The sequence below is a fragment of the Dictyoglomus sp. DH genome, assembly GCF_055181375.1.
In genome coordinates this window covers 430,481-453,947 of the sequence record NZ_CM143706.1, presented here as the reverse complement: position 1 = coordinate 453,947, position 23,467 = coordinate 430,481, and the positions used below count along the sequence as shown (strand labels likewise).

Genomic DNA, 23,467 nt, shown 5'->3' with positions numbered 1-23,467 from the left:
TTTCAGAATTCAATATTCTCTGGATTCAATCGATCAAGAAGCTCAATTATTACCTTATCATTCTGATTTTCCTCCAAAAACTTCTTATAAGCTTGCATATATTTTTGCTTAACGAATTTCTCACCCCATATACCAGCAAGCTCTCTATTTATTCTTGCTATAAGTTCAACAACCTCCTTCTCTACCTCATCATAACTTTCCATAATTTCATTTTTAACTGTAAAATTGTTATTTGAACATATTAATGATTTCTCTAATATCTTTAAATTTTTTAATAAACTTTCCATATTTTTAATATACATTCCAAATTCAGTGTAGTAATTAATCACGTAATTAACATATTCCAATAACTTTTTTGTCCAAGAAGTTATATCTTCTTCTATAAAGCTAAACTTCAAAGAAGGAATATTTAATCTTTCAAATTCCTCTTCTCTTACTTGATAGAAACTAAGAAGATTTTCTTTATTCTCAAAAAACTCAGAAATAGAAAGTTCATCTTTTAAAATCCCATCCCTTTCTTGATAACATCCTAAAAATTTACCTTTACTAAATAAAAAATGAATCTTATCAGAAGGACTTTCAAGCAATATATGAGATATGGTGTTTTCTTTTTTAGCTTCCTCCACTAATTTATCGGCCACAAAGAGATAGGTTTCTTCCTGAAAAATTTTAGGAGTAGAAAAATAACTTATTAAAATAGACAAAACTATCTCTTTTTCAAGAGAATAAAGAGATATTAAATTGGATCTTGCAATAAAATCATTTACAAATATCTCAATAGAAGCATTATCTTCTGCCAAAATCTCTGTTTCTCTAATAGTGTATGATTTAGGTACAACACCATTATAAATTAATATCTCTGTTATAAAATTAGAGCTTTCCCCCCAAAGCACACCATTAAATTTTTCCAATCTAAACCATGAAATAAGTTCTTTAATATTTATCAGAGATGCAGGGGTCTTAATATAAATCTCTTTCCCAATAGGAAACTTCACCTTAATACATCCCCTTCCCCTTATTCAATAAATATCTACATACTAAAAGGGAATTTCCTTACCATCTTTGAAAAATTTTCCTGTTACTTCAAAAGGCATAGTAACAAGAGCCAAAGCTCCCTTTGCAGATTCTTTTGGGCTTCCAGGGGCATTAGGCCCACCCATATCCGTCTTTACCCATCCAGGATCTAAAGCATTGACAGCAACCTTTCCTTTCAATTCGTTAGCAAGAAGCATGGTAAGACCATTTAGTGCAAATTTACTTAATCTATAGCTTTCAATATCATACATCTCTCTTAAAGCTGAAAAAGTACCTGCTCCAGAGCTAACATTCACTATTCTTGGCTCATTACCTTTAAGAAGAAAAGGTACCATAGCCCTTATAAGATAATACGGAGCATAAAGATTCACCTGAAAAGTTTTTTCCAATATATCCTTATCTTCTTCTAAAAATCCTCCATAAGCTAACATTACCCCAGCATTATTAATAAGAATATCCAAAGCATTCCATTTATTTTTGACAAACTCTACCACCTTTTCTTCAAAACCCATTTGGGATATATCTAATACAAGACCTTCAAAATCCCCCAATTTCTTAAATTCTGACTCTGCTTCTCTTAATCTCTTCTCATCCCTCGAAATACCAATTATACTTGCCCCTTCTTCTAAAAATAACTTTACAATCTCATAACCAACACCTCTGGAAGCTCCTGTTATCAATACCCTTTTCCCCTCAAGTACTCTACCCATTATATATTTACCTCCAATCATTCTCTAACTTATATTCTAACATCATTATAACACATTTCCTTATAATTTCTTTTACAATTGAAAAAATAAAATCTTATTGGTATAATTACTAAAATTCAAAATGGGTTCTAAGGAGGATAAGGAGCTTTGCTTAGACAGAATTTCTTAGAAGAACTTAAAAAATTAGAAAACTCACTTGTAGAAATGGGCTCTACTGTAAAGGATATGCTTGAAAAAAGTAAAAAAGCCATAATAGATAAAGATGAGGCTTTAGCAAAACAAGTCATTGATATGGATGATATTGTAGACAAATACAATTGGAGTATAGAGAACAACTGTCTCAAGCTTCTTGCTCTTCAGCAACCTATGGCTCATGATCTTAGAGTAATTGCTGCTGCAATGAAAATTATAAGTGATATAGAAAGAATGGGAGATTATTGTGTAGATATAGCCAAATTCACTATTGAACTAATCAAACTACCCCCATTACCACTAAACAAAAATTTAATAAACATGTTTGAACTAGTTGAAAAAATGCTCTGTGATTCACTGGATGCCTTCGTTAACAGAGATATTAACTTCATACTAAGTGTGGTAGATCAAGATGACGCTATTGATAGAACATATTACCGAATATATGATGAGGTTATAGAAGAGATCGAACATGCACCTGAGACTGCTCCCCAGCAAGTAAAATATCTTATGATTGCAAGATTCTTAGAAAGAATAGCAGACCATATAACCAATATAGCAGAAAGAATATATTACATGGAAACAGGAGAATTAAAAGAGCTTCACGAATAAATTATCCAAACTTTCCTGTAATATACTCTTCAGTAAGCTTTTTCTTTGGATTTGTAAAAATTTCAGCAGTAGGTCCTGTCTCAATAACTTCTCCAAGATACATGAACACCGTTTCATCTGAAACTCTTGCTGCTTGCTGCATATTGTGAGTAACAATTATTATTGTGACTTCCTTTTTTAATTCTCTTATGGTCTCTTCTATTCTATATGTAGATATGGGGTCTAAAGCTGATGTAGGCTCATCCATAAGTAATACCTCGGGTTGCACAGCTAAGGCTCTTGCTATACAAACTCTTTGTTGTTGCCCGCCTGATAGGCTAGAAGGATACTCCCTTAATCTATTCTTAACCTCTTCCCAAATTCCAGCAAGTCTTAAACTTCTTTCCACAATTTCATCCTTTTCTGATTTTGAAAGTCTTTTATTGTTCAAGATATATCCTGCAATTACATTATCATAAATGGTCATATTAGAAAAAAGATTTGGTCTTTGAAATACCATCCCAATTCTTCTTCTTACAATAACAGGATCCACATCCTTACCATATATATTTAAATTACCCAAAAAGATGTTACCTTCAACTCTTGCACCAGGAGACAATTCATGCAATCTATTAAAACATCTAAGAAGAGTGGTCTTTCCACAACCTGATGGTCCAATAATAGCTGAAATATATTTCTCTTTAATAGAAAGATTAATATTTTTAAGGACATGCATAGACCCAAACCATGCATTTAAATTTTCGACCCTTATCTTATCCAATTTACATTCCTCCCTTAATGTTTTCCTTTTTTACTCGCATATATTCGGGCAATTATATTTAAAATCAAAATAATAGTAACAAGAACAAGAGCTGATGCAAAAGCTTTATTTCTCCAATCATCATATGGAGATGTGGCATAATTAAAGATGGTTACAGTAAGGCTTCCTATAGGCTTAGTCAAGCTAAGGCTCCAATATACATTATTAAATGAAGTAAAAAGCAAAGGTGCAGTTTCTCCCATAACTCTTGCTACTGCGATCATTATTCCTGTTACTATACCACTGGATGCAGAAGGAATAACCACTCTCAAAATTGTTTTCCACTTTGGCACTCCTAAGGCATAAGCTGCTTCTCTTACAGAGATAGGCACCATTTTTAAAGATTCTTCTGTAGACTTAGCTATAACAGGAAGCATTATTATAGATAAAGCTATACTTCCAGCAATAGCTGAAAAAGTCCTCATAGGGATAACTATTATAGTATAGACAAAGACACCGATTATTAAAGTTGGAAAACTAGTAAGTACCTCTGTTAAAAATTTTGACCACCATGCAAGTTTCCCTAAATGATATTCAGTAATAGCAATAGCAATCATCATACCTATAGGTACTCCAATTAAAGATGCCACTAAAGTAAGAATTAATGTACCTACAATAGCATTTGCAACTCCACCACCCGGAACACCTGGAGGCTTGGGAAGCTCTAAAAAAAGACTGAAATTTATATATCTAATACCCTTTATAAATACATCCCCTAAAATCCAAAAAAGAAATGAAGATCCAATAAGGAAGGTTATCACACTTATGGTCAACATTATTCTATTTATTATTTTTCTTGTTCTATAACTCATTCTTTAACAATCCTCTTCAATATGTAGTATCGAGCAAATCCCATTATTAGAAAAGTGATTAAGAATAAAATTAAAGCGAGCTCCATAAGTACAGAAAGCTTTAACTCACCTGTTGCCTCTGCAAACTGATTTATAATTACACTGGTTATAGTAACTCCAGGAGAGAAGAGGGATACAGATATATCATGAAAATTTCCAATCACCATAGTTACAGCTACAGCCTCACCAAGAGCCCTACCAAGTCCTAAAATTCCTGCTGCAAAAATTCCTGACTTTGCATTACCCAAAACTACCTTTGATATAACCTCCCATTTAGTCATACCAAGAGCATATCCTGCCTCTCTCTGATCCATAGGAACTGCCATTAATATCTCACGAGATAAAGAAGATATGGTTGGAATAATCATAATAGAAAGAACAACTCCAGCAGTAAGATAACCTACTCCCATAGGATATCCTTGGAAGAATGGTAAAAATCCAAGGATTCTTTGAATAAAAGGACCTATCTTAAGTTGAAGTAAGGGAGCTAAAACAAAAAGTCCCCACATACCATAAATTAAGCTTGGTATTGCCCCTAAAAGCTCAATAATAAAAGAAAAAATACGTTTTAAAAAGATAGGAGCAAGCTCCGAAATAAATATGGCAATTCCAATACTTATAGGAAAGGCAATAAGAAGAGCAAGAAAAGATGTGATCAATGTACCATATATAGCAGGTAAAGCACCATACTTATCTGCCACAGGGTCCCATATCTTATCTATTACAAAATTAAATCCAAACTTCTTTATACTGGGGATAGAATAAATAACTAATGATATAAAGAGGGATATAACAAGAATAACAAGTAGAAGACTTGCAAAAATGGCAAGACCTTTAAAAATTTTATCTCCTATACTTTTACTCATATATTTCTTCACCCATAAAAACTAAACTACCCTTATTTTAATTTTAGAAAAATCAATCGTAAAGTAAATTAAAAAAATTTTAAAGTAATATCATCTAATATGTTAAAAAACAAATCCATTGTCTCCACCAAATTTTCTCTTGAAATCTTCTCTCTCGTATCAGACTTTTGATGAAGATCAGGAATGTATCCTCCTGAATCAGTTCTGATAAAAAAGAGAACAGGAATCTCAAGAAGATGAAATATATATTGATCTGAATCGGATAGATAATAATCCTTTACAAAATTTGCAGGTACACTCAATTTTTTAATATATTTCTCAGCATACGTATTATAACCTACTATTAAGAATTTTCCCCTTCCTACACAGTCTAAATTTACATTTAAAAATATATTTTCAAGAGGAATAGGAGAATTTTCCACAAAGTATTTTGCTCCTAAAAGTCCCTTCTCCTCTGCATTTGTCACTAAGAATAATATATTAAAAGGATAATCATTACCTTTTTCCAATATTAATTTTGCTATCTCCATTAAAACCCCAACGCCTGAGGCATTATCATTGGCACCTGGAAAAAAGGTGTTATCAGGCTCTTTTCCCACATGATCTACATGGGCAGAAATTAATAAAACTTTATCACTTTTTATCTTTGATGGTACATAAAAAATAAGATTATAGGCTTTCTCTAATCTTTTATCATATTCAATCCTATAATAACCTATTACTTTTTGTTTCTTATCTAAAAGATCCTTTATATTCTGAAATATTTGAGAAGAAATATAGATTACAGGTAGATTACTATTTTGAAAGAACAAAGATTTTTCAAAAATCAATTCCGTCATATCCTTTGGTATACCCAATATTACTCCCTTTGCACCATAAATAGAGGCAACAACCTGAGATTTCGTAACTCCATTCCTATAATCTGTAAGCCAAAAACTATCTTTAATATTTTTAACATCCCCTTCAATAGGAGCTTCTACTTTCCAGCTTCCCGAAAATCTATCTCTAAAATCTTCCCTATATTTAAATTTCTTTAACTGCTGATTATACTTTATAGCAAATTCGGGCATATCCCTTAGCTCATAAACTTCCACAGGAAAATCTTGCAAAAAATAATTACTAACATTTATCTTATCTAATTCCGAAGACAAAAAATTAATAGCCTCCCTATTTTCTAATGTACCTGCTTGTCTACCCATATATTTTTTATCAGAAAGTTCATAAATCACATTTAGTGCATAATCTCCCTTAACATAAGAAGATAAAGAGGAAATAAAAAGAAGAAAAAAGGATAAAATCAAGATTATAATTCTCATGCGTTTGTACTCCTTTTATCTATCTCTTTAAGAAGTATCAAAGCAGAATTTAAAAGAGAATAGGTATCCATATCCTGAGGAATTGTCTGAGACTTAAATTTTTCAATGTAATTCTCTAAATCAGAGATCAAAGAATACACATCAATTTTAGGAGTAACCCTTGGAGTTATAATTTCTTTCTTTTCTAAATCTAAGGTTTGGGCATAGGTGGGAATAATAGTCTTTCTTCCTCTAAGTTGTAATAACTGTCCAAGGGTTTGAGAAGCCTTAGGCTCTCCATGAACTATGATAAAAGTAGGATCACCTTGAAAATTATCTGTCCAAGTTAAAAGATCCTTTTGATCTGCATGAGCAGAAAATCCATTTATGGTATGAATTTTAGCCCTAACTGTTATTTCCTCTCCCATCACATGTACCTTCCTCTCGCCATCTACAATCCTTCTTCCCAATGTCCCCTCTGCCTGATAACCTACAAAAATCAAATGGGTATTTTCTTTCCACAAATTATGTTTCAAATGGTGAAGAATTCTTCCTCCCGTACACATTCCACTTCCTGCAATAACAACTCCTATATCAAGATCATTTATACTTTTTGATTCCTCAGGGGTAGACAAAAATTTTAAATTTTTTAATTGAAAAGGGCTTATTCCTTCAAGAAAATATTTCTGAATTTCTCCCGAAAGAAGATTACTATGCCTTTCATAAACTTCTGTTACCTTTTTTCCCATAGGACTATCAAAAAATATAGGAATTTTTGTTAAGATTGGGTATTTATAGGATAAAAGCATAATTTCATATATTACCCTTTGAGCCCTATCTACCACAAAGGAAGGTATAAGTACCTTACCTCCACTATTTAAAGCATCTAAGATAACTGATTCAAATTCTTTTCTCGTATCTTCCAAAGACTTATGGAGTCTATCACCATAGGTAGATTCAATTACTACATAATCTGCTCCCTCAATAATAGGGGGAGTTCCTTCCATTACATTGTTTTGTGGCCCTATATCTCCAGAAAAAACTATCTTAGTATTATCTCCCCATACCTCTAAGGAGGATGCGCCAAGAATATGGGCAGAATCCCTAAACCTAACCTTTATATCATTAAGATCTAACATTTCATCATAAGGGACTGGTTCAAAAAGTTTCATAGCCATTTCTACTTCCTTTTCCGTATAAAGAGGCTCTATAGGAGGCTTACCAGATCTAAGATTTTTCCTATTTATTCTTTCCACTTCCTCTTTCATAAGTTTTACAGTATCCAGCCATAGAATTTCACAAAGTTCTATAGTAGGATAAGTAGCATATATTTTACCCTTGAATCCTTCCTTTACAAGCTTAGGTATCCTTCCCGAATGATCCAAATGGGCATGAGTAAGAATCACTCCAGAAATCTCCTTAGGATCAAAAGTAAAAGGTACTGCATTTTCATTTTCAGATTTTCCCTGAAATATACCACAATCTACAATATATTTCTTATTATTCTCCAAGAGAAAGCAAGAGCCTGTAACCTCGCCTGCAGCCCCTAAAAAAGTTATTCTCAAAGTATCACCCTCTTTACTATTTAATTTTCCATTCTACCTGTCCACAAATGAAACATTCATGACATCTGATACAATGAGGAGAATTAGGATCTTCATTAACTTCTATATTTACAGGACATTTCGTCTTACATAAACTACAAGAAGGACAGGTGGGCTTTACTTCTAAATGATAAAAGGAAATTTTATTGAAAACAGAAAGGATAGTACCAAGAGGACATATAAATCTACAAAAAAGACGAGATATAAACATGGAAGAAACAATAAATAAGATAAGAAATAGAATCTTAATAGCAAACAAAAAACCAATAAGATTTCTAAGAGGTGGATGTATTAAGACTTGAGGTATTCCTGCCTCCAAGGTGCCTGCAGGACAAAGCTTACAAAACCATGGTTCAAGAGTAAAATAGGGGATCAAAATTACAAGAATAATAAGAATACTCCATCTTATAAAAGTAGCAAATCTATTTTCTATCCTTATCTTTCTCACTGGAATTTTATAAAGAAGGTCTTGAATAAAACCAAAGGGACAAAGCCAGCCACAAAAATATCTCCCAAGAAGCAAACCCGAGAGAAAAAGAATACCAAGAGTAAAAAAGGGAAATTGATGAAGCACTATAAAATGCTGAAGAGTACCAATAGGACAAGCAAAACTTGCTAATGGACAAGAATAACAATTAAAAACTGGCACAGGTATATGCTTACCCCAAGGAGCTAAAAAATAGGAATTCACAATAAGAAGACTTATTATCTGCCAAAGACTCCGTTTTTTAGATATACTCTTTTTCTTCATGAGATAAATTATACTACAAAAAGTCATTATCTAAGCCTTTTTGAAGTATAATTATAAATCAATGTGGCAGAACTCTCTCCCTTCACCTTTACATAAAATACAAAAGTATTTTTATCTATCTTCTCATAAGAGAAATTAGAAGAAACAATCTCCACACTATCTTCATAAATATATTCCTTTACCTCTACAGTCACATCCTCCTTTTTACTATTTCTTATCTCTACTGAAACCTTCGATTCTTTTATCTCATATTTTCCTTCAACTCTCTGCTTACTCTCCAAAACCTTTCTCTCTCCTTTTATATCAAAATCAATTCCTTGTATTACTTCTATTTTTTCTCCAACTGCTATATTGGGTATACTGCTTTCCCCTAAAAAGATTACCTTATTTCCTACCATTTCAAAAATTTTAAGACTTCCCATAGGTATAGGAATCCCAAGCCCATTCTCTTTTTTATTCTCTATATTCCATAAAATATAAACTTTTCCATTTTGAAAAACATATCTCTTAATAGCATTATTTATCTCTGCATCTATAATAGGGATAATTTTCGTACCTCCTTTAGCTAAACTATATTCACCTGAAAGATCAAATAATTTATAACCTTCTACTTCTTTTAACTCTGTCTCAGAGGGAACCCGCATAGCAAGAACGCTTAAACCTTTTTCCTGTAGCATTTCCTGAGGTCCTCTCTCTATATTTATTTCCCCTGCCAAAACAGAAAGCTTTATTTTTTGAAAACTCATATCAGATTTATTTTGTAGATAAATATCAGAAGAAAATCTTAATTTATCTTTATCAATAAAAAAGGAATGAACAGCATTCCAATTAATATTTGGAAGAATATAAACAATCTTTAAAGTATCAATCATATCTTCAGAAGAATAGATAAAAATACCAGATGGAGGATACAATACCTCTAAAATTCTATTTCCCTTACTTGAATATATAAAAAAGTTCCCCGCACCTACGCTCTGAGGAACTTCATCTAAGGCTATAAAATTGACTCCTTTTGTTAGTTTTACCTCTTTTTCAAGAGATACTACAGCAAAATTTTTCTGATAAATAATTAAATTCTGAGAAAAGGAAAAGGAGAGAATAAAAAGCATAAAAATAATTAAAAACATAGATGTTTTTATCATTATTATTTACCCCCTATAAAGAATTTTTCTAAATTATATCACATTTTATGTCACCCACCTTCATGACTTATTTAATAGAAAGCCAAAAGAAGGGAGGTGAAAAAGATGGCAGTACAGAGTTTGGCTTATAATTCACGTCTTATTATCCGAGTACAAGTAGGAATCCAGCAGGGAAATCCAGTATTAAGAAACAGAAGCTTCAACAATGTAAAAGCAGATGTATCAGATGAGGCAGTATATACAGTAGCTCAAGCTTTGGGAGCCCTTCAAAAATTTCCAGTAGTTAAAGTTGTAAGAACCAATGATGAAGAGTTATCTGAAATCTAAAAATAAGGAGGTATAAAGATGGCCACTTATTCCACAAGAAAATATGTGAGAATGATATTTAGAGACAGTGGAGGAAGCAATTTTACCATAAGAATCTCTGATCCCAAGGATGATTTAACAGAAAACCAAATTTTAAGTGCTATGGATACCATAATAAACCAAAATATATTCCAGGGAAGAACAGGGGATCTGTTAGAAAAAGTTGACGCAAGAATAATAGAAACAAATATTAGTGATTACTACGACTAAAATTAAAGGGTGGAGGTAATACCTCCACCCAAAAGAAAGGAGATTTAAATATGTTTGAAAACTTAGTAAAAAGAGTACAATTTAAATTTAGCTTCTTATATCAAACCTTTCCAAGCTATACATGCAAAATATGTGGCCAAAAGAAAAATTTTGTATTTTTCATAGATGAAAATCCTGTATGTCCAGAATGTTTACCCATATTTTTTGAAAAACATCTAATCCCATTGATTATTTCAAAAGTAATAATAGGACTTGAACATAAGGAGGACAAAAATGCCTGAAATAAATGATATTAAAATATCTAAAAACTTTTATCTTAAAGATTTCCAATGCCCATGTTGTAAAAGGGTAATGATACATTCATCTCTTCTTGATGAAATGGAAAAATTATATGCCATGATAAAAGGGAAAATAAAAATTACAAGTGGATATCGTTGTGAAAAGCACAATAAAGAAGTAGGAGGAGTACCAAATTCCAAACATATGAAAGGACTTGCTTGTGATATCACAGCCATAGACCTTCAAGAAGTATATAACATAGCAAAAAAATTAAAATTCTCCTTCGTTAAACTTGACGAAAAAAAGAAATATATCCATATGGAGGTGTAAGCCTTGGAAGATATATATCAATTAATAAGCAATCTTGGATTTCCTATAGTTGTGTCTTTAATACTTTTATTAAGAATAGAGACAAGACTTGAAAACCTAACAAAAGCTATCAATGAACTATCTCAAGCAATATTTAGCTTATCTAAAAATTAAAACAAAAAATCAGCCTGGGATTAATTAAATATCTCAGGCTGATTTTTTGTTACATATAAACTTAAAGAAAAATAAGATTTCTCAAAAACTCTTTAAGATCGACAAAAAATGTAACAATTAAGAGCAACACACTTTTATTGCTAGAATTGATATTTACTAACTTCTTAATGATTTTTAACCTAAAAATTTTTCATAAATAGTTCTTTACTCTATTAGAAAATATTTTAGCTTATTCTTAAAAACTATTTTTACAGTCTGCCCCCGATAACCCCAAAACCCTAGGGGATCGACAGAAATATAAATTTTCACATCAAAACCTATTTACATCTAATTTTTCTCATGCTATACTACAAACAAAATTGTAGCGTACCTATAAGGGTAGTGATTTTTAGAGAGATCTTTTTTGGCCCTTTCCACGGGTTTGTAGCGTACCTATGAGGGATTGAAATTCCCTTCCTCGAGCCTAACGAGGAGCTGGCACACAAGTTTGTAGCGTACCTATGAGGGATTGAAATTAGCGCCTAAAGATGTAGCTTCAGTTGTAACAGAAGCGGTTTGTAGCGTACCTATGAGGGATTGAAATGATTGTGGAAGAGCTATCAAGATTTTAAAGCTCTTCGTTTGTAGCGTACCTATGAGGGATTGAAATTGGTGAAGTATGTGGAGGTTTCAGGAGCTACATCTGGTTTGTAGCGTACCTATGAGGGATTGAAATTTGTTTCGAGCTCATTTTTTAAAGTTTTTTTAAACTTGTTTGTAGCGTACCTATGAGGGATTGAAATCAAAGCGCGCACACATGCACGATGTTTTCCTGTATCGTTTGTAGCGTACCTATGAGGGATTGAAATTTTTAAGAAGGCGTAGAGTTTGAGGGGTAAAAGGATCGTTTGTAGCGTACCTATGAGGGATTGAAATGGCGATTTTTGGGGGGTATATGTGCAAGCGCAGCAGGTTTGTAGCGTACCTATGAGGGATTGAAATAGGGCTCGGGAAGGCTATCCGAGCTCGCGCAAGACTGGTTTGTAGCGTACCTATGAGGGATTGAAATTCGTGCCCTTTTCGGGCACGAAATAGTAGTTTGAAGGGTTTGTAGCGTACCTATGAGGGATTGAAATAAATCTTTTGCAAATACAATTCCAAAATAATTTATCGTTTGTAGCGTACCTATGAGGGATTGAAATCAAGATTTTGCAGTACTGAGTGCCTAAAGAAATACGAGTTTGTAGCGTACCTATGAGGGATTGAAATTTGCATAACCAGATCATTTTTCCACCCTCCTTTCTTGTTTGTAGCGTACCTATGAGGGATTGAAATCTGGATGCCTACCCTTCTACAACACAAACCCCACTAGTTTGTAGCGTACCTATGAGGGATTGAAATTGAATTGTGCTAATGTAGGTCTTTCAGTTTGGTATATGTTTGTAGCGTACCTATGAGGGATTGAAATCTTTATACCATCCATCTCCTGTATTCCAGAAAGAATGGTTTGTAGCGTACCTATGAGGGATTGAAATTATGGGCAAAGGGAAAGGAAAGGAGGGTAGAGGGAAAGTTTGTAGCGTACCTATGAGGGATTGAAATTATAGACCTCTCCTGAGAGAGGAAAGACAAAAAAGAAGTTTGTAGCGTACCTATGAGGGATTGAAATTCTGGCGATTTTTTGGGGGTATATATAAAAAGCGCAGGTTTGTAGCGTACCTATGAGGGATTGAAACGGTCTTGCGCGAGCTCGGGTAGCCTCTTCCCGAGCCTTGTTTGTAGCGTACCTATGAGGGATTGAAACGATAATACGTCATCAACTCCCTGTTCCTCGCTTCTATCGTTTGTAGCGTACCTATGAGGGATTGAAACGAAAACAAAAAGGAGGTGCAAAAAAAAATGAGAAAAGTTTGTAGCGTACCTATGAGGGATTGAAACCCCCTCTCGCGGCGTGATAGTAGTAGAAATCCCAGAGTTTGTAGCGTACCTATGAGGGATTGAAACTTTCTATATATGTATATGTATTTTGTATAAAGTCTCGTTTGTAGCGTACCTATGAGGGATTGAAACCAAGCTCTTTTGTGGGCTCCGTTCTACCCACATTCCCCCGTTTGTAGCGTACCTATGAGGGATTGAAACTCTTTTGCGCTTTTTCTTTTAGAAGTATAAATATTTGTTTGTAGCGTACCTATGAGGGATTGAAACCAGGTAGACATTCTCTACGACTTAGAACAGGGAATAGTTTGTAGCGTACCTATGAGGGATTGAAACCTTCTTCAAAAGTTTTTCCTTCTTTTACAAGTTCTAGTTTGTAGCGTACCTATGAGGGATTGAAACAGGAAACTAAGGAGGTGGAATAATGAGATGGCAAACGTTTGTAGCGTACCTATGAGGGATTGAAACCTTTCTTTCGCCAGTGCGCGCGTTAGCGCACTGGCAAGTTTGTAGCGTACCTATGAGGGATTGAAACTATAGAATGTAGAGAGTGGTACAAATGTGTACAAGTAGTTTGTAGCGTACCTATGAGGGATTGAAACAATAAAGATTATAAAAGTAGTATTAAAAATATATAATAAACTGAATTGTGAAGAAGGTTAAAAAAGTACCGAGAAGAGACCAAAGAAGAATTTAAGCTTCGCTTTATGGGCAGTATTTCCATATGATAGCTTGTTAAAATATTGAAGAGGAAATCAAGAGAATTAAAACAGAAGGTAAGAAAAAGAAACACAGAATGAAAATTAATGATTGGTTAGAAAATAAGGAGAAAAAGAATAATAAAAATATTGCATTTAAAAATAGTTATAAGTTATTATTATTAAAAAAGTTGTGGAGGTGTGCTTCATGGATAAACCTTTAGTAGGAATTATTATGGGAAGTGATAGTGATCTTCCTGTAGTTAGAGAGACTGCTGAGATCTTAGAAAAATTTGGAATACCTTTCGAAATAACTATACTTTCTGCACATAGAACTCCAGAAAGAGCTTTTCAATATGCAAAAGAAGCAGAAAAAAGAGGTATAGAAGTAATAATTGCTGCTGCAGGAGGTGCAGCTCATCTCCCAGGAGTTATTGCTGCCCTTACTCCTCTACCCGTAATTGGTATTCCTATAAAGACCTCATCTTTGAATGGTTTAGATTCTCTTTTATCTATAGTACAGATGCCTTCTGGAATTCCTGTAGCTACTGTTGCCATAAATGGGGCAAAGAATGCAGGACTTTTAGCAATTGAGATATTAGGAGTGAAATATCTAGAATTAAGAGAAAAAATGAAAGAATACAAAGAAAAAATGAAAGAGGAAGTAGAGAATAAAGCAAAAGAATTAGAAACTTTAGGATATAAAAAGTATTTAGAGAAGAATAATTAAACATGCTAAATAAAATAAAAGATCTATTTAGAAATCACAAACCCAGTCTGGGTGCTTTAGAGATATTAAAATACATTGGACCAGGCTTTCTTGTAACAGTAGGTTTTATTGATCCTGGAAACTGGGCTTCTAATATGTCAGCAGGTTCTCAATTTGGATATACTTTACTTTGGATGGTAACCCTCTCTACCATCATGCTCATATTTCTACAACACAATGCAGCTCACCTTGGAATTGCTACTGGACTATGTCTTTCTGAGTCAGTGGCTAAATATTTTTCAAAGAAAACAAGTTATTTCATACTTATTACAGCAATGCTTGCCTCTATATCCACCGCTCTTGCAGAAATCTTAGGGGCAGCAATAGGCCTCAATATGCTTTTCAATCTTCCCATCAATATAGGTGCAACCCTTACGACACTCCTTGTAATATATATGTTGATATCAAATAATTATAGAAAACTTGAGAAATATATTATAGGATTTGTATCGCTTATAGGTCTTTCTTTCTTATTCGAATTATCATTAGTAAAAATTAATTGGAAAAGTGCAGTTATAGGTTGGACGGTACCTTCCTTTCCTCCTAATTCTATCCCCATAATTATGAGTGTTATGGGGGCTGTAGTTATGCCTCATAACTTATTCTTACATTCGGAAATAATTCAAAGTAGACAGTGGAACTTAGAAGAAGAAAATATAATAAAAAAGCAATTAAAATATGAATACCTTGATACCATATTAGCTATGATTGTAGGATGGGCTATAAATAGCTCTATGATTCTTATTGCAGCAGAAGCCTTTTACAAAAATAACACTATAATTACAGAACTTCCGCAAGCCTACATTACTTTAAAACCCCTCCTTGGGAATTTAGCCTCTACCATTTTTGCAGTAGCTCTATTATTCTCTGGTTTTTCATCCTCTATAACAGCGGCCATGGCAGGTGGAAGTATATGGGCAGGAATATCCCATGAGCCTTTTGATCTAAAAGACAATCATACTCGTATAGGAATATCCATAACCCTCATAGGTGCTTTACTTATACTTTTCTTTATATCTGATCCTTTCCAAGGACTTATATGGAGCCAAATAATGCTAAGTATTCAACTTCCCTTTACCATCTTTCCCCTTATAAAATTGACCTCATCAAGAAATGTGATGAGTAAATTTGCGAATTCTAAGTGGGATAATGCAATACTCATTTCAATCGGTACAATAGTTACAATTTTGAACCTTATTTTACTTCTTAGCTTGATTGGTATTAACTTATTTTAATAATTAATGACAAAAAAGGATTTAAAGTTAACAATAGAGCCCGTCCCAGAAAGTGCTTGGGGAGAAAATCTTAGAAAATATCTACCTAAGGAAGTATGGGATAGAATAAGAAAAGAAGTATTTAGAAGGGCAAATTATAAGTGTAGCATATGTGGTAAAAGAGGTAAACTCCACTGTCACGAAGTATGGGAATATGATGACCAGAATCATATCTTAAAATTAAAGGGATTTATGGCTCTTTGTGAAAATTGTCATCTGATAAAACATTGGGGAATGGCCACTATACTTGCAAGCGAAGGTAAAATAAAACTAGAAGATCTTATAAATCATTTTATGGAAGTAAATAATTGTGATAGAACAACTTTTGAAGAACATAAAAAAGAAGCAATTCAAAAATTTAATGAGAGATCAAGATATGAATGGATCATAGATATAAGCATATTAAAATCGAAAGATTAATAAAAATATGGATAAAGAGAGAATAAGAAAAATTAACAATAAAGATATAAATAAAAATGGTAAATTTGTCTTATATTATATGTCATTAAGTCAAAGAGAAGATCAAAATCACAGTTTAGAATTTTCAGTATATCTTTCTAATCAACTGAAAAAGCCTTTAGTTGTATATTTTCCGATTTCTGACATGTATAAGTTTTCCAATATCAGATATTACAGATTTATGTTAGAAGGTATATTAAAGACAAAGAAAAATATAGAAGAAAGAGGCATTCAATTTATCATTGAAAAGATTAACCCTCCTTACAAGAAAGTAATAAATAGCTCCCAGAATTATGTGGCTGTCATATTAGATAAAGGATATTTAAGGCATCCTCGAAAAATAAATAAAGAGATAGCAGACAATTCTGAAGTCTCAGTATTTGAAATAGAAAGTGATGTAATTGTACCTATTGAAATTGCCTCTTCAAAACAAGAACCCTATGCTTCGACTATAAGGCCTAAGATTTTTAATTTATTAAATATATATCTCAAACCCTTAGAAAAGTTAACACCAAAAGTTAAATCATATGGATATGAATTTGGCTTTAATCCTTTATCAATTCAAAATGTAGATGAAATATTAAAGATATTATCTATTGACAATTCAGTATCAACAGTTGAGAAATATTATAAGGGCGGAAGCGATGAAGCAGAAAAAAGGTTGAAAGATTTTATAGAAAACAAACTATATAAATATAAAGAATTAAGATCTAATCCCGCATATGATTATCAATCAAATCTAAGTCCATATTTACATTTTGGACAGATATCTCCCATTAAAATTGTCCTTGAAGTTCTTAAAAATTATGATTTTAATGACGAAAATGTCCAAAGCTTTTTTAATGAATTAATTATCTGGAGAGAGCTTGCAAGAAATTTCTGTTACTACAATCCTTTTTATAACCAATATCAAGGTATTCCAGAATGGGCTAAATATACCTTGGAGCAACATCTCTCTGATAAAAGAGATTATATCTATAATTTGGAAGACTTGGAGAAAGCACAAACTCACGATATATATTGGAATACAGCACAAAAAGAATTATTGAAAACAGGAAAAATGCATGGCTATATGAGAATGTATTGGGCCAAAAAGGTTATCGAATGGACCTTACATCCCAAGCAAGCCTTTGATTTCATTTGTTATTTAAATGATAAATATTCCTTAGATGGTAGAGATCCTAATGGATATTCAGGTATATCTTGGTGTTTTGGATCCCATGATAGACCTTTTCAAGAAAGAAAAATCTTTGGGAAGGTCAGATATATGAGTAAAAGAGGATTAGAGGAAAAATTCGACATAAAAAAATACATAGAAAGAGTAAATAATGTTTAAATTCCCTTATATTTAATAACCCACTTCATCTTTTATTGTCTTTAAATGTTCCATAGCAGACTTTTCCCAAGAAAAATTTCTTACTCTTTCGTATCCTTTCCTTTTTATTTCCTCTCTTAAATTCTGATCTTTTAAAACCCTAATAATTCCTTCTGCTATATCTTCTACATCATAAGGATTCACATAATATACCGCATCACCACAAACTTCTAACAATGGAGGAATCTTAGAAACCACAGAAGGACATCCACAAGCCATAGCCTCAAGAGGCGGTAGCCCAAATCCTTCATAAAAAGATGGAAAAACAAAAAGATCAGCAAGATTATACAAAATAGGAAGATCTTCATTATCAACATATCCAGTAAAAATTACCTTATCCTTGAGATATTTATTATTTAATATTTTGAAAATCTCTTTATCTCCTTTTATAAAACCTTCTTTTTTACCCGTAATTACCAAAAATATATCCCTTTCATCTCTTATAATCCTTTCAAAAGCTCTCAATAATCCTTTTAGATTCTTATGAGGTTTTACATTTCCCACAAAAAATAGAAATTTATCAGGTAGATTATACTTATTCTTTATCTTTATTTTTTCCTCATTAGGACATACTTTAAATCTCTTTGTATCTATCCCATTATATATTACCTTTATCTTTTCTTCTTTTACCTTTGTATATTTTAATATCTCAGATTTTGAGAATTGAGATACTGTAATTACCAAATCTGAAAATCTGACTGCGGAGTTTATAAGAAGCTTAGCATAATTTCTTTCAAAAAGATTATATAAATCCTTAAAAACTAAATGAAAAACATCATGTACAGTAACAATTCTTTTTTTTGTCCTTACAGGAAATATAGGTACATTAAAATGGGGGGACCAAAAAACATCAACATCCTTTACTTTTAAAATATATTCTATTTGCTCTAAAGGGAAATATATAGAAGATTTTATAGAAATTACTTTTATATCAGAAATATCAATATATTTATTTATCTTCTTTTTGTCTCCTAAAAGATATAAACTTATGTGTTCCTTTAAAAAAGGAATTAAGTTTTGTAGATAAGTGCCTATACCTGAAGAATCAATCATTCTTGCATCAATGAGAAGTTTAAGCATCTCTATAATCTTTCTCTAATATAGCTCTAATTATCAACCTCAATCTATCTATTTGTCTCCTCTTAATTCTATTCAAAATAATACCAATAAAACTTAAATAAACTAAGGGTAAAAGTAACGGATAAAATTTCTTGGTAAAGAGAATCCTATTCCTAATACCATAAAAATCAGATAATTTACTCTTTTTAAGTCCCTTTGAATCTGAACCAATACTTCCTCCCTCTTTATGGTACACTTTACTTTTCCAACAATATACTATTTCATACCCTTTTCTTTTTGCTCTCTCTGACCAGTCCAGATCTTCGAAATATAAAAAATATTTTTCGTCCATTAAACCTACGTCTTCCAAAAACTCCTTAGTAACAAACATACTTGCACCTATTACATAATCAATCTTAATCCCATCTCTGTCATATTGACCCTTATCTTCTTCAAAACCACCTATATGCCTTGTTAATGCAAAAAACTTATTATATTTTCCACCTATTCCCTGAAGTATGTTAGGGTTATAGTAATATAGAAGTTTGGATCCAACAATCCCTACCTTCTTTCCTTTATCCTTATATTTTTCAGCACACTCCACTAGATATCTTAATGAGTCTTTATCTAATATAATATCGTTATTTAATATCCATATGTAAGAAAAATCATTCTTACTCAAAGCGTATTTAATACCTCTGTTTACACCATTAGCATATCCCATATTCTTTTCAACCTTAATATATACCAAAGGATAAAGAAATGAATCTAATTTAAACTCCTTAGTTTCCTCACTAACTAAATACTCCTCAATCAATCTAATGTTTCTGCTTTTCAGCCAATCTCTTATCGAAGACTCTAAATCTGACTGGGGATTATTGTTTACAATGATTAATTGAAAATTTGGATATGAAATGTCTAAAAAATTCTCAATAAGCTTTAAAGTATCATAAGTACCAGAATAATGAATAATATTGACATAAACTTTTTCATCATATTTCATATCTTAGCCATCCTTTCCACTTTTTAATAAAATCCTCTATAACTATTTCCTTTTTAAATCTTTTACCCAGCTCCCTAGCTTTCAGAGATAAGATGATCTTTTCATCCTTAGGTAAGTTAAAATACTCTATTATTTTTTCAGCTACTTTTTTTGATTCCAAAGGTAAAATAAAATCTTCCCTTAATTCTTTTATTATTTCCTTTGTGCCAGTATATTCTGAAATTATACATGGAATTCCCCCTAGTAGAGCTTCCAGATTACTGACAGGAAAAGTATCTCCTCTTCCTAAATGTACATAAAGAGATGATTTTTCTATGTACTCGTAGATATCAGAAAAGCCAACAAAATTAATCCCTTCATAATTAAATTTTTCTCTAATATTTTTATTCCAATTACCTAAAATAAAAAGCTCAGAGTCTTTTACTTCTTTTTTTACAATTTTAAAGGCATCCACCAAAAGATCTAAGCCTTTATAGTAGTAATCTGGACCATTTCCTATGAATAAAATATTATGATTAAATTCACTTTTTATAGGAATGCTCAAAAGGTATTTATATCTCTCTTCATCAATAAAAGGGTATGCAACTATATATTCAGCGTCAGGATATATTTCCTTTAAAATATCTTTTTCCATGTTACCTATACATATAAACAAATCCACCTTAGGTATTCCCAATAGATGCAAAAGCCTTTCCAAAAAATTAAATCTTTTTATTTTTATATAAAATAACTTAGGGTCTGCTGAAATATTAATAATAGTCTTCTTAAATCTTTTGATAGGAAGAAGCTTAAATAATGATGGTATTAAAAAAGTTCCTTCACAAAATAAAATATCATCTGATACTGAATTAAAAGCATAATTCAAATATAAAGAGATTCTTTTAAAAATACTATTTTTATTACTTGATATACCTAAATCTATAGCCCCCACAACATCGGCCAAACTTTTATGGAAAGGGTGAGGAGCATAATATAAAAAATAAATATTCCTGTATCTACTCATAAATTATTTAAATAGAGAAAAAGGAATAATTTCCATATGCTTTATTATTTCCTTCTCCCTAACTTTTCTTTTACTCTGTATTACTACTCTTTGCTTTATAGTATCTCTAAACTCTCTTATATTCCACATTAACGCATTTATGTAAGATCTGAAATATCCAGAATCAAAGGAGAAAAATGTCTTAAATGAAACAGTAAGAAATTTTATTAATATATTCAAAGACAAAAATATAATGATACTAATTAATGAATAATTTTTAATTAATACTCTAAGTTTATTTCTATAGTCCAAATAAAACGTATTTAAATTAAACTTTTTAGTAGTTAACGATCCCTTATGATAACATATTGCATCTAAACAAACTTTAATATCATATCCTAATAACCTTGCTTGCCAAGACAGATCTGCATCTTCAAAGTATGCATATAATTTTTCATCAAATAATCTTCCATCCTTATCAATCTCTAAAATTAAGTCTTTGCTTATTAGAAGACATGCACCACTTAAATAAAAAAGTTTTCTCCTTTTTATATTTTTTATAGGTCTTGTATTACCTATGACATCACAAGAAAAACCTAAATTATCTATTGAAAGATAATAGTAATTATAAATTTTGGGTTGAATTAAACCCACATCCTTTCCTGCTATCTTTATCAAATTTGTCAAAAGATTCCTATCTACAACTACATCATTACTAATTATTAGAATATAGTCTGGATCTAACTTTCTAATTGCAAATTGAATACCTATGTTATTTCCCTTATCAAAACCATAATTTTCTTTGGTTTTTATTAAAAATAGCCTTTTGTTATGTGTATCTAAAGCAACAATATGCTCTAAATTCTCTATAACTTCTTCTTCACAATACTCTAAGACTTCGATAGGTTTATCATCAGTATTGTAATAAAAATAATTCGAGTTAACTTTTACTTTACCATTACAATATTCCTTTATTCTTTCTACAGAATCATCAAAAGACCCATTATCTACTAATATAACATTATAATTAATGTAATTTAACTGAAAAAGAGATTCTAAGCATTCAATAGCATCTTTCCAACCATTCCAATTAAGTAAAACAATAGAAATCTTTGGTTGTTCTTGAAAATTGCTTTCTATATCTTTATTCATTACTTCTTTTATTAATAAATTCTTTAAACTTCTCTATTATATATTCTATATGCTCTTTATTTATGCCTGGCCAAACCCCTATCCAAAATGTATCCTGCATAATTTTATCTGTATTCTTTAATTCTCCTACAACCCTGTATTTAATTTCATTATATACAAAGGCTGGCTGTCGTAAAATATTTCCAGCAAAAAGTAATCTTGTTCCTATACCACTTCCTTCTAAATACTCCAATAATTCCTTTCTCTTAAATGGAGCATCATCTTTTATTGTTAGTATAAAACCAAACCAACTTGGTTCTGCATGATCAAGCCATTGAGGAAGTATAAAATATTCATCTAAATTCTCCTTTTTAAATCCTTCATATAACATATTAAAATTCTCTTTTCTCTTTTCAATAAAATAAGGAAGTTTTTTTAATTGAGATAATCCTAATGCTGCTTGAAAATCCGTTGCTTTTAAATTATAACCCAAATGTGAATATATATATTTATGATCATATCCAAAGGGAAGATCACCAAGCTTCCAGCCAAATCTTTTTCCACATGTATTATCTTTTCCAGGTGGACACCAACAATCTCTCCCCCAATCTCTATAGGACAATATTATCCTGTATAAATTGGGATCATCTGTTAAAACTACCCCACCTTCCCCCATCGTCATATGATGAGCAGGATAAAAACTTATTGTTGCTATATCTCCAAATGTTCCAGTATACTTCCCTCTATATTTTGATCCCAAAGAATCACAATTATCCTCTATAACCCATAAATCATACTTATCTGCTATTTCTTTCACCTTATCCAAGTCAAAAGGATTACCTAAGGTATGAGCCAGGAATATAGCTTTCGTCCTATCCGTAATCGCATTTTCTAACTGTTCAACATTTACATTATAGGTTCCTAAATCTACATCTAAAAATACAGGTATAAGATTATTTTGTATAATTGGAGCAATAGTAGTCGGGAAACCTGCTGCAACTGTAATTACTTCATCTCCAGGCTTTAATCTTTTATCTCCCAATTTATAAGAAGTAAGAGCAGATATGGCTATTAAATTAGCAGAAGATCCCGAATTTACTAAAGCACAATATTTCCTTCCTATAAATTTTGAAAACTCTTTTTCAAATTCATCAGCAAATCTTCCTGCTGTTAACCACAGATCTAAGGAAGCATCTATAATATTGTCCAAATCATCTTCATCTAGTACTTTACCCGACGGGGGAATTGTTTTGAGTATCTTATTTTTGTGAAAATTAGAGAAATATATATTTCCCGCGTATTTTACAAATTCTCGCAAAATCCTATCAAGGCACTCTCTTTTGACACTACCTATTTTTTCACATGACTTTTGGGGCACACTATAAAGTCTATCTAACCTTACAAAAAAATTTCCAGACAAATTACTCTCTTCTATTTCCTCTTGCCTTACATGTATACCCCCAATACCTTCTTCAGTAGATATCAAAGCACCTAAAATATTATTTTCTTTATTATCTATAATAAATAAAATACTTCCTTTATCTTTATCATTCTTTTCTTCTAATTGCAGACTACAAAAACAAATATCTCCAGCTTTCAAAATACAAT

At 31.7% G+C, this 23,467-nt stretch carries 24 protein-coding genes and 1 CRISPR repeat array; of the genes, 10 read left to right on the top strand and 14 right to left on the bottom strand.

Annotated elements, in window-relative coordinates:
- Positions 1-2: 2 nt before the first annotated feature.
- Together ACY3JJ_RS02110 and ACY3JJ_RS02105 are read right to left on the bottom strand one after the other, a co-directional pair.
- Positions 3-995 carry a hypothetical protein gene (locus tag ACY3JJ_RS02110; protein WP_463092150.1) on the bottom strand — a complete coding sequence of 331 codons (993 nt, stop codon included), beginning with the start codon at positions 993-995 and terminating at the stop codon, positions 3-5.
- 42 nt (positions 996-1,037) lie between these two features.
- Positions 1,038-1,745, bottom strand: a complete 708-nt coding sequence (locus tag ACY3JJ_RS02105; RefSeq protein WP_463092149.1) for an SDR family NAD(P)-dependent oxidoreductase — start codon at positions 1,743-1,745, stop codon at positions 1,038-1,040.
- Positions 1,746-1,892: 147 nt separating this feature from the next.
- Here ACY3JJ_RS02105 and phoU point away from each other — a divergent pair, with 147 nt between their 5' ends.
- The gene (phoU, locus tag ACY3JJ_RS02100) at positions 1,893-2,549 is read left to right on the top strand and encodes a phosphate signaling complex protein PhoU (protein WP_463092148.1); all 657 of its coding nucleotides are present in this window, start codon (positions 1,893-1,895) and stop codon (positions 2,547-2,549) included.
- A 1-nt stretch (position 2,550) separates the two neighbouring features.
- Here phoU and pstB read toward each other — a convergent pair whose 3' ends face one another.
- The 7 genes from pstB to ACY3JJ_RS02065 all read right to left on the bottom strand — a co-directional run bounded on the left by pstB (position 2,551) and on the right by ACY3JJ_RS02065 (position 9,857).
- Positions 2,551-3,309, bottom strand: a complete 759-nt coding sequence (gene pstB / locus ACY3JJ_RS02095) for a phosphate ABC transporter ATP-binding protein PstB (RefSeq protein WP_463092147.1) — start codon at positions 3,307-3,309, stop codon at positions 2,551-2,553.
- Between the two features lie 14 nt (positions 3,310-3,323).
- Entirely contained in the window at positions 3,324-4,160 is an 837-nt protein-coding gene (gene pstA, locus ACY3JJ_RS02090; RefSeq protein WP_463092146.1) for a phosphate ABC transporter permease PstA, read from the bottom strand.
- Positions 4,157-5,065 (bottom strand): phosphate ABC transporter permease subunit PstC, encoded by a 909-nt coding sequence (gene pstC, locus ACY3JJ_RS02085; RefSeq protein ID WP_463092145.1) that lies wholly within the window; start codon positions 5,063-5,065, stop codon positions 4,157-4,159. The genes pstA and pstC overlap by 4 nt, the downstream gene beginning before the upstream one ends.
- Before the next feature lie 68 nt (positions 5,066-5,133).
- Positions 5,134-6,381, bottom strand: coding sequence for a M28 family metallopeptidase (locus tag ACY3JJ_RS02080; RefSeq protein WP_463092144.1), 1,248 nt, complete (start codon positions 6,379-6,381; stop codon positions 5,134-5,136).
- Positions 6,378-7,925: an MBL fold metallo-hydrolase RNA specificity domain-containing protein gene (locus ACY3JJ_RS02075; protein ID WP_463092143.1), complete on the bottom strand. Its 1,548-nt coding sequence runs from the start codon at positions 7,923-7,925 to the stop codon at positions 6,378-6,380. The genes ACY3JJ_RS02080 and ACY3JJ_RS02075 overlap by 4 nt, the downstream gene beginning before the upstream one ends.
- A gap of 16 nt (positions 7,926-7,941) precedes the next feature.
- Entirely contained in the window at positions 7,942-8,715 is a 774-nt protein-coding gene (locus tag ACY3JJ_RS02070) for a 4Fe-4S binding protein (protein ID WP_463092142.1), read from the bottom strand.
- 26 nt (positions 8,716-8,741) lie between these two features.
- Positions 8,742-9,857 carry a DUF4139 domain-containing protein gene (locus ACY3JJ_RS02065; RefSeq protein WP_463092141.1) on the bottom strand — a complete coding sequence of 372 codons (1,116 nt, stop codon included), beginning with the start codon at positions 9,855-9,857 and terminating at the stop codon, positions 8,742-8,744.
- A gap of 105 nt (positions 9,858-9,962) precedes the next feature.
- On the opposite strand from ACY3JJ_RS02065, the gene ACY3JJ_RS02060 reads away from it, so the two are divergent.
- The 9 genes from ACY3JJ_RS02060 (at position 9,963) to ACY3JJ_RS02020 (ending at position 17,645) form a co-directional block, all read left to right on the top strand.
- Complete coding sequence (locus ACY3JJ_RS02060) at positions 9,963-10,184, top strand: DUF1659 domain-containing protein (RefSeq protein ID WP_463092140.1); 222 nt, start codon at positions 9,963-9,965, stop codon at positions 10,182-10,184.
- A gap of 18 nt (positions 10,185-10,202) precedes the next feature.
- Positions 10,203-10,433 carry a DUF2922 domain-containing protein gene (locus tag ACY3JJ_RS02055; protein ID WP_463092139.1) on the top strand — a complete coding sequence of 77 codons (231 nt, stop codon included), beginning with the start codon at positions 10,203-10,205 and terminating at the stop codon, positions 10,431-10,433.
- A gap of 50 nt (positions 10,434-10,483) precedes the next feature.
- Positions 10,484-10,714, top strand: coding sequence for a hypothetical protein (locus ACY3JJ_RS02050; protein ID WP_463083140.1), 231 nt, complete (start codon positions 10,484-10,486; stop codon positions 10,712-10,714).
- A complete protein-coding gene (locus tag ACY3JJ_RS02045; RefSeq protein WP_463092138.1) occupies positions 10,707-11,042 on the top strand; it encodes a YcbK family protein in 336 nt (111 codons plus the stop codon). The genes ACY3JJ_RS02050 and ACY3JJ_RS02045 overlap by 8 nt, the downstream gene beginning before the upstream one ends.
- A gap of 3 nt (positions 11,043-11,045) precedes the next feature.
- On the top strand, positions 11,046-11,195 hold the full coding sequence (locus ACY3JJ_RS02040; protein ID WP_463092137.1) for a YvrJ family protein: 150 nt from the start codon (positions 11,046-11,048) through the stop codon (positions 11,193-11,195).
- Between the two features lie 419 nt (positions 11,196-11,614).
- Positions 11,615-13,711: a CRISPR direct-repeat array (repeat unit 30 nt; unit sequence GTTTGTAGCGTACCTATGAGGGATTGAAAT).
- Positions 13,712-14,015: 304 nt separating this feature from the next.
- On the top strand, positions 14,016-14,537 hold the full coding sequence (gene purE / locus ACY3JJ_RS02035) for a 5-(carboxyamino)imidazole ribonucleotide mutase (protein ID WP_463092136.1): 522 nt from the start codon (positions 14,016-14,018) through the stop codon (positions 14,535-14,537).
- A gap of 2 nt (positions 14,538-14,539) precedes the next feature.
- A complete protein-coding gene (locus ACY3JJ_RS02030) occupies positions 14,540-15,811 on the top strand; it encodes an Nramp family divalent metal transporter (protein WP_463092135.1) in 1,272 nt (423 codons plus the stop codon).
- A gap of 6 nt (positions 15,812-15,817) precedes the next feature.
- Positions 15,818-16,270, top strand: coding sequence for an HNH endonuclease (locus ACY3JJ_RS02025; protein WP_463092134.1), 453 nt, complete (start codon positions 15,818-15,820; stop codon positions 16,268-16,270).
- 7 nt (positions 16,271-16,277) lie between these two features.
- Positions 16,278-17,645 carry a deoxyribodipyrimidine photo-lyase gene (locus tag ACY3JJ_RS02020; RefSeq protein WP_463092133.1) on the top strand — a complete coding sequence of 456 codons (1,368 nt, stop codon included), beginning with the start codon at positions 16,278-16,280 and terminating at the stop codon, positions 17,643-17,645.
- A 12-nt stretch (positions 17,646-17,657) separates the two neighbouring features.
- On the opposite strand, the gene ACY3JJ_RS02015 is transcribed toward ACY3JJ_RS02020, so the two are convergent.
- The 5 genes from ACY3JJ_RS02015 to rfbH form a co-directional block, all read right to left on the bottom strand.
- On the bottom strand, positions 17,658-18,764 hold the full coding sequence (locus ACY3JJ_RS02015) for a glycosyltransferase family 4 protein (protein WP_463092132.1): 1,107 nt from the start codon (positions 18,762-18,764) through the stop codon (positions 17,658-17,660).
- Entirely contained in the window at positions 18,757-19,746 is a 990-nt protein-coding gene (locus tag ACY3JJ_RS02010; RefSeq protein WP_463092131.1) for a glycosyltransferase family 2 protein, read from the bottom strand. The genes ACY3JJ_RS02015 and ACY3JJ_RS02010 overlap by 8 nt, the downstream gene beginning before the upstream one ends.
- The gene (locus ACY3JJ_RS02005) at positions 19,736-20,689 is read right to left on the bottom strand and encodes a glycosyltransferase family 4 protein (RefSeq protein ID WP_463092130.1); all 954 of its coding nucleotides are present in this window, start codon (positions 20,687-20,689) and stop codon (positions 19,736-19,738) included. The genes ACY3JJ_RS02010 and ACY3JJ_RS02005 overlap by 11 nt, the downstream gene beginning before the upstream one ends.
- Positions 20,690-20,752: 63 nt before the next feature.
- Positions 20,753-21,880, bottom strand: a complete 1,128-nt coding sequence (locus ACY3JJ_RS02000) for a glycosyltransferase family 2 protein (protein ID WP_463092129.1) — start codon at positions 21,878-21,880, stop codon at positions 20,753-20,755.
- The gene (gene rfbH, locus ACY3JJ_RS01995; RefSeq protein WP_463092618.1) at positions 21,873-23,462 is read right to left on the bottom strand and encodes a lipopolysaccharide biosynthesis protein RfbH; all 1,590 of its coding nucleotides are present in this window, start codon (positions 23,460-23,462) and stop codon (positions 21,873-21,875) included. Before rfbH ends, ACY3JJ_RS02000 begins: the two co-directional genes overlap by 8 nt.
- Positions 23,463-23,467: the final 5 nt, after the last annotated feature.